11 protein-coding genes are annotated in these 12,063 nt (G+C 38.2%); 9 read left to right on the forward strand and 2 right to left on the reverse strand.

The annotated features are described in order from the left end of the window. Window positions 1-61: 61 nt before the first annotated feature. From V7L01_RS10710 to V7L01_RS10730, 5 genes are all read left to right on the forward strand, one after another. Window positions 62-1,333 (forward strand): glycosyltransferase family 4 protein, encoded by a 1,272-nt coding sequence (locus V7L01_RS10710; protein ID WP_335034504.1) that lies wholly within the window; start codon window positions 62-64, stop codon window positions 1,331-1,333. Window positions 1,334-1,357: 24 nt separating this feature from the next. Continuing rightward, window positions 1,358-2,374, forward strand: a complete 1,017-nt coding sequence (locus tag V7L01_RS10715) for a hypothetical protein (protein WP_335034506.1) — start codon at window positions 1,358-1,360, stop codon at window positions 2,372-2,374. 117 nt (window positions 2,375-2,491) lie between these two features. Continuing rightward, window positions 2,492-3,367, forward strand: a complete 876-nt coding sequence (locus V7L01_RS10720; RefSeq protein WP_335034508.1) for a glycosyltransferase family 2 protein — start codon at window positions 2,492-2,494, stop codon at window positions 3,365-3,367. Between the two features lie 139 nt (window positions 3,368-3,506). Next, window positions 3,507-4,658, forward strand: coding sequence for a glycosyltransferase family 4 protein (locus V7L01_RS10725; RefSeq protein WP_335034510.1), 1,152 nt, complete (start codon window positions 3,507-3,509; stop codon window positions 4,656-4,658). 129 nt (window positions 4,659-4,787) lie between these two features. After that, on the forward strand, window positions 4,788-5,603 hold the full coding sequence (locus tag V7L01_RS10730; RefSeq protein ID WP_335034512.1) for a WecB/TagA/CpsF family glycosyltransferase: 816 nt from the start codon (window positions 4,788-4,790) through the stop codon (window positions 5,601-5,603). A 213-nt stretch (window positions 5,604-5,816) separates the two neighbouring features. Here V7L01_RS10730 and V7L01_RS10735 read toward each other — a convergent pair whose 3' ends face one another. Beyond that, a complete protein-coding gene (locus tag V7L01_RS10735) occupies window positions 5,817-6,908 on the reverse strand; it encodes an endo-1,4-beta-xylanase (protein ID WP_335034514.1) in 1,092 nt (363 codons plus the stop codon). A gap of 348 nt (window positions 6,909-7,256) precedes the next feature. On the opposite strand from V7L01_RS10735, the gene V7L01_RS10740 reads away from it, so the two are divergent. The 4 genes from V7L01_RS10740 to V7L01_RS10755 all read left to right on the forward strand — a co-directional run bounded on the left by V7L01_RS10740 (window position 7,257) and on the right by V7L01_RS10755 (window position 11,387). Then, window positions 7,257-7,874: a TetR/AcrR family transcriptional regulator gene (locus tag V7L01_RS10740; RefSeq protein ID WP_335034515.1), complete on the forward strand. Its 618-nt coding sequence runs from the start codon at window positions 7,257-7,259 to the stop codon at window positions 7,872-7,874. Window positions 7,875-8,010: 136 nt separating this feature from the next. After that, window positions 8,011-9,300, forward strand: a complete 1,290-nt coding sequence (locus V7L01_RS10745) for an ABC exporter membrane fusion protein (RefSeq protein ID WP_335034517.1) — start codon at window positions 8,011-8,013, stop codon at window positions 9,298-9,300. Window positions 9,301-9,406: 106 nt separating this feature from the next. Further along, window positions 9,407-10,573, forward strand: a complete 1,167-nt coding sequence (gene devC / locus V7L01_RS10750) for an ABC transporter permease DevC (RefSeq protein WP_335034519.1) — start codon at window positions 9,407-9,409, stop codon at window positions 10,571-10,573. A gap of 61 nt (window positions 10,574-10,634) precedes the next feature. Then, window positions 10,635-11,387 carry a DevA family ABC transporter ATP-binding protein gene (locus V7L01_RS10755; protein ID WP_335034521.1) on the forward strand — a complete coding sequence of 251 codons (753 nt, stop codon included), beginning with the start codon at window positions 10,635-10,637 and terminating at the stop codon, window positions 11,385-11,387. Window positions 11,388-11,532: 145 nt separating this feature from the next. Here V7L01_RS10755 and V7L01_RS10760 read toward each other — a convergent pair whose 3' ends face one another. After that, window positions 11,533-11,847, reverse strand: coding sequence for a hypothetical protein (locus V7L01_RS10760; RefSeq protein WP_335034523.1), 315 nt, complete (start codon window positions 11,845-11,847; stop codon window positions 11,533-11,535). Between the last annotated feature and the right edge of the window lie 216 nt (window positions 11,848-12,063).

Below are 12,063 nucleotides of genomic sequence, written 5' to 3' on the forward strand. Positions count from 1 at the left end.
ATTCTCTGCGATAGAGAATCACTATTACCAAATATATTTTTTTAAGTTAAATAGTGCCAACATGAACGTCTTGCTCCTTAGCACCCAAGATGTGGCTGGTGGTGCGGCTCGTGCTGCATATCGCTTGCACAAAGGGTTACAAAATATTGATTTACAATCACAAATGCTGGTGCAAGAAAAATATACTGATGACAAAACAGTAATTGCACCCAAGCTAAGATTATTTCAAGGCATCGCTAAGGCAAAGTTGACATTTGAAACTTTACCTTTAAAGCTTTATTCTCAAAAACAAAATACTCCATTTTTTACTCAATGGTTGCCAGATAGAGTTATTTCTCAAGTTGCTCAGATTAATCCAGACATAATCAATTTGCATTGGATTAGCGCAGCTTTTATGCAAATAGAAACTCTTGCTAAACTAAAGCGCCCTTTAGTCTGGACAATTCATGATATGTGGGCATTTACTGGAGGATGCGGCTACGCTGGAGATTGCGCTCGTTACCAAATCTCCTGTGGAGCCTGTCCTCAACTGAATAGCAAAAAGGATTGGGATTTATCCCATTGGGTATGGCAACGTAAAGCCAAAGCTTTGAAAAATTTAAATTTGACGATTGTTTCGCCAGGTTCTTGGTTAGCCGAATGCGCCAAGTCTAGCTCTCTATTTAAGGATTTGCGAATTGAAGTAATTCCTAATGGGTTGGATACTCAAAAGTATAAACCTGTTCATCAAGGTTTAGCGCGAGAATTACTGAATTTACCTCTGGATAAACAGCTCATTCTATTTGGAGCCTTAGATCCAACTAATGACTCTAGAAAAGGTTTTCATTACCTGCAACCAGCACTACAAGAATTAAGCAAATCTGCTTGGAAAGATAAGTTTGAGGTCGTTATTTTCGGTGCATCTCAACCCACAAATTCACCCGATCTGGGCTTCAAAACACACTATTTAGGACATTTGCACGATGATATATCTTTAGCAACCCTTTACTCAGCAGCTGATGTGATGCTTGTACCCTCTCTTCAAGAATCTTTTGGACAGACAGCTTCTGAATCACTCGCTTGTGGTACTCCAGTTGTGGCGTTTAATTCTACTGGCTTAAAAGATATTGTCGATCATCAGCAGAACGGCTATTTGGCTAAACCTTATGAAGTTGAGGATTTTGCCAAAGGAATTATCTGGGTACTTGAAAATGAACAAAGGCTGCAAAAGCTGTCATTCTATGCTCGTGAGAAAGCCAAACAAGAATTCACTCTGGAACTTCAAGCCCGTCGTTATTCAGCTTTATTTCAGGAAATATTGATGATAGCAAAGAAATCTTCATTTAGTAATTAACTTAGTAAATCAATACTTCATAATATGTCAATACCTATAGCTTTTATAATTTGTACAGAACCTGGTCGTTTAGAAAGCCAATCTTTGATGCTTGCAGCAAGTATTCGTTCGTTTTGTGGCGAATTGAAAAATACACCTATATATAGTTTTCATCCTAGAGTAGGTGAACCCATATCAAAGCAAACCCAACAAGCGTTTGAAACGTTGCAGGTGACTCATCAACAAGTTCCCATCAACCGAGAATTTCATGAATATTATTTAGCCAATAAACCCCTAGTTTGTGCCTATGCAGAAAAAAATATCGATGCAGAAATACTAGTCTTTTTAGATAGTGACAAATGCTTTTTTTCTGAGCCAAAAGAGTTTTTATTGCCAGTAAATTGTAACGTTCGGATACGTCCTGAGTATGGTCAAGGAATTGGTTCTACAGGGCTGCGAGACCCTAAAGAATGGTATTGGCAAAAACTATATGAAGTACTGGGAGTAAGGCGTGAGGTATTTGTTGATACACCAATAGGTAATAAAAGAATCAGAGCTTATTGGAATTCTGGTTTGGTTGCTGTGAGAAGGAGTGCAGGTATATTTACAGCTTGGAAAGAGAATTTTGAAAAAGTAATGCGGCTGGATATTACCCCTCCCCAAGGTATTTATTTTGTTGAGCAGTCTGTTTTGTCTGTGACTTTATGTGCCTTGGAAGAAAACGTTGAACATCTTCCTGCTACTTATAGTTATCCATTACCATTACACAACCGTTTATCAACAAAACTACAAATTAAAGATTGGGATGAGATTATATCCATTCACTATTTCAACTTATTCTTCTATAACGATTGGAATGCACAAATCAAAAGATTGAAAAATCTCAATATCAATTCAGATAAATATCGATGGTTATGTCAAGAGGTTGTCAGACTTAATATGCCTCGCGTATCAGTTTGGCATCGATATATGTTGGGAGTCAGAAGAATGGAGCAAAAACTAAAAAACTTTAATTTAAATATTAACTTTAGTGGATGGATAGAAAAAATGGCTAAATTTTAAGCCGCTCTAAAAATATATGGAAGGTATAAATTTTATCTTCCGATTCTGAAGGCAAATTGTAAAATTGACGGATGCCTTTATTAATTGTATTCATAAATATTATATGAGGGAAATGAGATGAAGCAAGCAAACCTAGCCATAATTATGACTTGCCATAACAGGCGTAATACAACTCTTGCCTGTCTACATGCTTTATATCAGCAAAAAAATCATTGTGATGTTTATTTAACTGATGATGGTAGTTCTGATGGAACGGCAGAAGCTGTCAAAGCAGAATATCCAGAGGTAAAAATTATTCAGGGTAATGGCAATTTATTCTGGGTGGGAGGAATGCATCTCGCCTTTGGTGAAGCGATAAGAAATCAATATGATTATTATCTATGGTTGAATGATGACACATTTCTGGAAGCCAATGCTGTGAGTAAATTATTAGAGGTTCATCAAAATTTGACTGAACAAGGTTATCCAGATTCAATTGTAGTTGGTTCAACTAAAGACTCAATCACCGGAAAAGCAACCTATGGAGGAGCAGTAAAATCCAAAAAGTGGTATTCTAATAAGTTTGAATTTTTAGAACCAAGTTCCGTTATCCAAAAATGTGATGCTATGTATGGCAACTGCGTGCTAATCCCTAAAAGTGTTGCCGCAAAAGTTGGCAATATTGATACTGCTTTTGTTCACAGTTTAGGAGATTTAGATTATGCTCTCAGAGCGCGGAAATTGGGTTGTCAAATATGGGTAGCTCCTGGATATGTTGGTACTTGCACTAAAAATTCTATTCGCAATAGCTGGGCAGACACCAATTTAAATATATTAGAACGCTTGAAAAAGGTACTACAAATTAAAGGATTTCCATTGAAATCTTGGACTATATTTTGTAGCAGGCACTCTGGGCCATTCTGGATAATTTACTGGTTTTTACCCTATATCAGAGCAATTATTGGTTATAAAAACTTGGCAACTTCACCCACTTTTTCTGAAGACATAAATTAAACCAGATCGTGAGTTTGATGTTTTCACCTAAGTCCTTAGCCAGTAATTCTTGAATGAGTGATAAATAATTCAAGGCTTTGACACAACAAATAGCTCAAATCTCAATCTTTAAAATGCTGAAATAATCAACAATTATTTTATGGGTAAACGCTTACTAATTGTCTCAACTCTCGATTCTAGTCAACCTTTTGGTGCATTTACTAGACCTTTTTATTTAGGACAATATTTAACTGAATATTTTGATGTTTTTCAGTTAGGGTTAGATTGTTCATCTGTTAATTATGCACCTTCTGTTTCGATTGGCTCAAGAAGCTTAAAGTCATATATTCAAACTCTAGAAAAGTGCATCGACGAGTTTTGTCCAGATATTGTGTATGCTCAAGAAACACTACCTGGATTGGCTGCTCTCATTGTACTAAAGCTTAGAAAATCTAGTAAATTTTCTCTTGTATTAGATTTTCATACATTTTCGCCATATGAATACTGGATGCGCTTGTTTTCAGTTACCAATCCTTTCAAAGAGTTTACACAATGTATTAAGACATATATTGCTCAGGGAATTTTGATATTCTCTGGTAGTCCAATTATTGCAGCAGGTGAATCAATTCCTAAACTAATTAAACAGTGGTATGGTATAAAACCACGGCAGATTTCTTGCATCGGTAACGGAGTGACTGAAGATTTACTAAATACTGAAATTTTTCCCAATAAAGACCCCTATCAATCATTCAGACCAGCAAAAATAGTACTTCTTATTGCTCCTAAAACATTTCAATTTCCAACTAATGATATGTCTGTGTCAATGACTATTGAGGTTGCTAAATACCTTCAAGCTCATCACCACAAAGTACATTTTGTTGTCATTGGTAGGGATAGTAGCGATATTTCAGAACCAATACCTTCTAACATTTCTTTTTTAGGTTTTTTACCTAAAAGGGAGGATTTTGTTACCCATCTTAAATATGCAGATATTGCTTTGCTGCCATTTTCAAAACAAGCAGTAGCAGGTGGCGCTCGCAATAAAGCATTAGATTATTTCGCTAGTAGAAAGTTAGTTGTATCGACACCAGAAGGCTTGCGAGGTTTAGAAGATTTTCGCCACTTAGAACATCTTTTAGTAACAGGATATTCTAGCGAAGAAGTCGCTAATACAGTTCTAGATGCAGCTTTAAATATTGATAAATATCAATCAATTGTAGATACAGCATATACCTTAATTACAGAAAAATATTCTTGGAATGCAAAAGCACATAATGTAGCGAAAATTCTCATAGAAGTAAGTCATTCTTGATTATATTTATTTTTTTAAATAAATATAATTAACAAAACTTAGCTTATTTAAATACTTCAATCTTGAAATATTTAAATAATGCTCATAATTAATTTAAAACCGCTCACTTTTACTGTGATATAACCTCTCATGCTTTCAAAAGAAAAACAAATTATGAAAAAACGATTTTCTTATAAAATGCTTGGTGCTCAAGTAGATGCACTCTCTATCCGCGACTTAAACTTATTGATTGAAGAATCTATTGATAATAATGAGAAATGGATTATTGCTAATCACAACTTGCATAGTCTTTATCTCTTCCATAATGCACCAAAAATGCAAGCTTTTTATGCCAAGGCAAAATATACCCACATTGATAGTATGCCTCTAGTGTTTATTGGAAAGCTGTTGGGTTTTCCAATGAAACGAGAACAGAGAGTAACATATGCTGACTGGGTATGGTCTTTGATGGCGGAAGCAGCTAATAATGGCTGGCGTATATTTTATTTAGGTTCAAAGCCAGGAGTTGCTGAAAAAGGAGCAAGTATTTTGCGCCAAAAATTTCCTGGTTTACAGATTGCTTGCGCTCATGGCTATATTGATATGCATAAAGATAGCCAAGAAAATCTCGCGACTGTGGCTGCAATTAATGCTTACAAACCCCATGTATTAATGGTGGGGATGGGTATGCCACGCCAAGAGTATTGGATTTACGAAAATCTTGAACATATTCACACCAACACTATTTTGACTAGTGGAGCCTGCATGGACTATGTGGCAGGAGCAATACCGACTCCTCCTCGCTGGATGGGAAAGGTGGGCTTGGAATGGTTGTATCGGTTGTTATCTGAACCTAAAAGACTTTGGAGACGTTACTTACTTGAGCCTTGGTTTGTTGCCACATTATTTTTACGAGAAATTTGGAGTATCTCAAGTCAACAAAAAAATAATAGGTACAAGATTTAACAAGTTCGTAGCGTTATCGACTCTCTGCAAGCCTTACTATAGCAGTTCTTAGTTCGTCACGAATTTATGAAATGCTCTACTAAGGCTTAATCATTAATTAGTGAGCACACTTTATTCAATGCTCGTGAATGGCGAAGAATATCGCCATATATTTCGCTCAGAATGATACTTAAAAACGCTATTTACGCCTGGGTGGAGTTATTTAACTGGTAATTAAGGAGTTGCTTGCTGAAAAGCCTGAGCAATAGCATTGCGAGCAGATTTAGGTTGCAGGTTCTCATCGAAGGGAAGCGGACGCAAAAATTTCCAGAGATTTGGATTTTTCCTAAAGGTTGTTCCTGGCAACCAGTCAGGATGACGTATCCAGGTATGACGATCGGTAAGCCCCCATGTAATCACAGTATCAACTTTAGCCGCAAAGCACAGATCGAGATATCGCTTGTAACTGTCGGCTACCATCTGGTCTAGCTTTTTGATACTATCGGGTAGTGGGGCATCAATAATAATATCTAATTCCGTAATTATTGGTTTAACTTCAAGATCGTTAAGCCGTTTTAAGACGGAATTAAATCCTTTCTCGTCAAAACCATAGGCAGTAGAAAACCATAGATGCGACTGGATACCTGCCCCGTCAATTTTAACGCCACTATTTTTAAGATATTCGACCATTTTTAAGAAACGGTCTGATTTCCACGTAGCGCCTTCGATGCCGAAATCGTTTAGGTAAAATTTCTTGCTGTTATCAACTGAAGCGGCAATTAAAAACAAGTCTCGAATTAATTCTGGTTTTACCCCTTTACGCAAACCGTAGGTAGCGTTGTCAGTTTCATTTTGATTATCAGCGATAATTTCATTGGCAATATCCCAAGACTTTAAAACGGGACTATTGCGATAATGCCCCATGACTCCCTTAACATGCCGTTCGATCATTTTAAGAGTAGGAGGGTAAGGAAGCCAGTCTGGTTTTCCCATGTGCCAGAAAAGGGTATGCCCGTGCATGTCTATATTATGCTTTTGGCAAAAATTAGCGATCGCATCTGCTGATTCAAAGGTAAATAATCCTTGCTGTGGTTCAGTGGCGTTCCATTTTAATTCACCATTCGGTGTCACAATCGAACATTCACGAGCAATCAGATTAGCGTAATCCTTCTCTTTTAGTAAAATATCACTAGAAATTGCTGCGCCATAACGCTTTCCTTTGGCGGCAGCTAATTGCCGAAGAGGAGAATTTATATTTGTATAATTGGCTACTATTTGATTCGTGCTCTGGCCTTCTTTTTGCTTATCCTTTTGTAAAAACCCCATAGTTAATAACGCAGAAAGGGTAGTATATCCTGCTCTTATTAAAAATTTTCTCCGATAAGGCATAAATTCTACTTAATCAAATACACATTTATTATTTTACCGTAGAAAAAAGTACACTGATTATTCTTTTACCGTATTTCACCAAGAATATACGGAATTTTTTCCAAATCAACTTATAGCCTTATACTAAGTGGCAATGATGAAAATTGATGAGTATTACATTTAGCGCAAAACTAGGTTAAACTATAACGCATGTTCGATTTAAATCAATCAACAATGTCTTTCTATACCAGTAATAAAGATGCTAAATCAATATATAACAATCGTTCGATATAAATAATCTAAATCATGCCTAAGATTGTTGACCATGAACAATACCGTAAAGAACTGCTCGGCAAGTGTTTTGATTTATTTGCCCAAAAAGGCTATGGTTCCATCACTATGCGCCAAATTGCTGAAGAATTAGGGGTTTCTACTGGTACGTTGTATCACTATTTTCCTAGCAAACAAACTCTATTTGAGCAATTGGCTCAGGAGATTTGTGAGCAAGATTTAAGTGCAGCATTAGCTGAATTAGAAGGAGCACAAACGCTACAAGAGTCAATGGAATCACTAGGAAGATACCTAGTTAAAAACGAAGATTACTTTATTAAATGGACTTATATTTGGATTGATTTTTGCCAGCAGAAAGACTCTAAGGAAATGTTAAAAAATAGTGTTTTTAAGCGTACTAATCAGCGTTATCAGGAAGCAGCCTGCGATTTTTTGGGTATTCAAGATTCGGTATTGGCTTCCTTTGTCTTAACCTTTGTAAACGGGTTAATTCTGGAGAAATTATGGGGTGATGAAACAATTGATTTTATTGAACAATGTGCGCTATTAGGCAAAATGCTAGCGGCATATTTGCCGCAACATCCAGCAGAAATAAAAACTAAAACGAATCTGATATCAGGTTTAGAGAGCTAAATTATGTCCCTCATGCTTGTTATAAACTGCTGGATGTATATCATTTATCTGTAATTTCTTGAGTACAGAAAAACAATTGTTACTACAACTTACTAATTTAATATAGATAAAATAGTTTTTTAGGAGAGCAAAAGAGATGGTTCAAAAGCTATCAGAGAAAGCTTCCAAGAAAGGGTTAATTACATTAGTAATTGCAGCTACTGCAATTACAGGTGGAATTATTGTTTATGGGATTTCTCAGTTTGGGTTAGTTGGTCAAACTGAGAAATCTGAGCCAGTTGAAACCACGCCCAAAAGTCAAAAAGTAGCTGCATTAGGACGGCTAGAACCGGAAGCAGAGGTAATTAGCTTGTTTGCGCCCTTAGCATTGGATGGCGATCGCATTGCCAAAATCCTAGTCAAAGAGGGCGATCGCGTTAAAGTCGGACAGGTGGTAGCAATTTTAGACGCTCGCGATCGCTTGCAAACTGCTGTAATACAAGCCCAACAACAAGTCAGAGTTGCTCAAGCTAAACTTGCTCAAGTGCAAGCTGGAGCCAAAGCAGGAGAAATTCAGGCCCAGCAGGCAAGCGTTGAACGTCTCCAGGCTCAATCCCAAGGTGACAAAACAGCGCAGCAGGAAGCGATATTCCGCATAGAGGCACAGTGGTCAGGAGACAGAATAGCGCAAGAGGCAACCATTAAGAAGCTAGAGGCAGAACTCAAAAATGCCTCAGCCGAATATCAACGTTATCAGCAGCTCTATTCTCAAGGAGCAGTTTCTAATTCTTTGTACGATAGCAAGGGCTTGACTGTAGAAACTGCCAAACAGCAAGTAGACGAAGCCAAAGCAGTTCTCAACCGGATTAACACCACTGCTAGCAAACAACTTGCCGAAGCCAAAGCAGGACTCGCCCGTACTAACGCCACTGGTAGCAAGCAAGTTAATGAAGCCAAAGCCACACTTAACAGTATTGCAGAAGTCCGACCTGTAGACGTAGCCGCAGCCAAGACAGAAGTTGAAAATGCGATCGCCACACTCAAACATGCTCAAACCGAGTTGGCGGGTGCTTACATCAAAGCACCGATGGCGGGACAAATCATCAAAATTCATACGCGAGTCGGAGAAAAAATTAATTCTTCTGGCATTGCAGACTTAGCTCAAACAGACCAGATGATGGCAGTCGCAGAAGTTTATCAAACCGACATCGGTAAAGTAAAACTAGGACAACAAGCAGCGATTAGCAGTCAGGCATTTATGGGTGAACTGCGAGGAACCGTTGCCCAAATTGGTTTGCAGGTGAATAGACAAAACGTTTTCAGCAACCAGCCAGGGGAGAACCTTGATAGCCGAGTAGTTGAGGTGAAAATTCGCCTTAATCCTGAAGACAGCAAGCGAGTTGCAGGTTTCACTAATTTACAGGTACAGACAGCAATTGAAATATAGATTAATCGTTGGTGTTTCCTTAAGCCTTGCCTTATTTCTTTTCGTGCAAGAGTGCCAGCTTGAACAGCAAGCTGAAACACTGGTTTATTAAAAGGTTTTATTTAATATGTTTTCCAAACTATTTCGCAAAACGCCGCTAGCATGGCGGCAGTTAATGAAAGAAAAAACCCGTCTGGCTGTTGCAGTCGCAGGTATTACCTTTGCGGATATGCTGATGTTTATTCAGTTGGGATTTGAAAGTGCGCTTTTTGATGCAGCTGTGAAACCTCATCGCAATTTACAGGCAGATTTGGTTTTAATTAATCCCCAATTTCAAACTTTATTTTCTGTAAAAAACTTTTCCAGAGAGCGACTATACCAAACATTAGGTTATGAAGGTGTTCAGTCAGTTAATTCTGTTTACATCAGCACCGGACAGTGGCGAAATCCTGAAACACGTCTTGAGCGTGCCATTTTAGTTTGGGGTGTCGATCCGGCACAATCACCATTCAAATCGCCCGAAATTAAACAAAACCAGGAGCACCTTAAACAGTTGTATCAAGTTCTGTTTGACCAGGCAGGTCGTCCAGAATACGGGGCAGTTGGCGATATATTTAAGAAAACAGGCAAATTTGACACGGAACTCAATAGTAAAGCCGTTTTTGTTAAGGGCTTGTTTACTGATGGAGCCTCCTTTGCTGCCGATGGTAATGTGATTACCAGTGACTCTACCTTTCTCCAACTATTTCCACAGCGACAACGCGATCGCATCGAAGTTGGATTGATTACTCTTAAACCAGATGCCGATCCTGAAAAAGTGCGATCGCAACTTGTCGGTGGGCTACCTAAAGATGTCAGAGTCTTGACTCCAGAAGAGTTTGCCAAAGTGGAGAGAACTTACTGGGAAGCCGGTACTGGCATTGGTTTTATTTTCGGTTTGGGTACAGCAGTTGGGTTTATTGTTGGCATCGTGATTGTCTACCAAATCCTTTACTCTGATGTTTCTGACCACTTGCCAGAATACGCCACCCTCAAAGCAATGGGATACACTGATAACTATCTCTTGGGAGTCCTAATTCAAGAAGCATTGTTATTAGCTATCTTAGGTTTTCTTCCAGGATTCATCCTTTCTTTTGGATTGTATCAAGTCACCTATGCTGCCACAATGCTTCCCATTTTCATGAAAATGGAACGGGCGATACAGGTTTGGATTTTGACCGTAATCATGTGTAGTGTTTCCGGGGCGATCGCAATGCGAAAACTACGATCTGCTGACCCTGCCGATGTTTTTTAGACGCGATGAATCGCGTCTCTACAAGAATTATTTCCCTATACCCAATGCTTTATAAAATCCTATGTTGCAAAAATCTCTATCAGAAAATTCCAACTCAACACTTTCTACTTTAGAATCTGTAATTTCTATTAGTAACCTCAACCACTACTTTGGTGAAGGTGCGCTTCGCAAACAAGTATTATTCGACATTAATTTGGAGATTAACGCGGGAGAAATCGTTATAATGACTGGCCCCTCTGGTTCGGGGAAAACCACCTTGTTAACCTTAATGGGTGGATTGCGTTCTGCTCAAGAAGGTAGTCTAAAAATCTTAGGGGAGGAAATTCGTGGCGCTAAAAAGCAACAGTTAACCAAGCTTCGCCGCCAAATTGGTTATATTTTCCAAGCTCATAACCTGATGACTTTTTTGACAGCAAGAGAAAATGTGCGGATGTCTCTAGAATTGCATGACGATTTTCTGAACCAGGATATCGATGCCAAAGCGATCGCTATTTTGTCAACTGTCGGTTTAGCAGATCGTGTAGATTACTACCCAGAAAAACTATCTGGAGGGCAAAAACAACGGGTAGCGATCGCTCGTGCCTTAGTCAGCCATCCTAAGATTGTCTTAGCTGATGAACCCACTGCTGCACTCGACAAAAAATCTGGGCGCGATGTCGTGGAAATAATGCAGAAGCTAGCCAAAGAACAAGGTTGTACGATTTTGCTAGTTACCCACGATAACCGCATCCTCGATATTGCCGATCGCATCATTTATATGGAAGATGGTCAGTTGAAGACCGATGGCACAGATTCTACCACAATAACCAAATAATATCGATTCGTAATTTGTCAAACTTACTTTCAGTAGTTTTTATTTAATTGAATCATATCTCTGGTAAGAGTGCAGCAATGCTGTGCGCTTACAGGGCGATCTATTTACCTGAAAATAGCTGTAATAATGGCTGCTTAGAGATCATTTATAAAGTAAAAGTAAAGATAAAGTCGAATTTAATAAGCAAAATACCTAATTGCTTTCTCAAAATGCCTGATTGCTTTCTCAAAATGCTTGAATGCTTTCTCATTTCGGTAGATTTAGCAAACAAAAAGGCATATTGCTTTCTCAAAAGGCTCAAATGCTTTCTCATTTCGGTAGATTCAGCAAGCAAAAAGGCATATTGCATTCTCAGAATGTTCAAATGCTTTCTCATTTCAGTAGATTTAGCAAGCAAAAAGGCATGTTGCTTTCTCAAAATGCTTGATTGCTTTCTGATTTCGGTAGATTTAGCAAGCAAAAAGGCATATTGCTTTCTCGTTTGAGTAATTCACGCATTCATTTTGGTGTATCGCTAAGGCGATCGCTTACTAACGCCTTCGATTCATTCAGCAAGAATCGTTCAATGGACTATTGCTGCTTTTATTTGCTCGCCGATTGAAATAAAAAATATCAAAAATTCCCGACCCTATACCCCAAAAAAAAGAATAAATTGCCTTAAAGTCCTATCAAGCAC

It is taken from the genome of Nostoc sp. (assembly GCF_036917095.1).
Lineage (GTDB): Bacteria > Cyanobacteriota > Cyanobacteriia > Cyanobacteriales > Nostocaceae > Nostoc.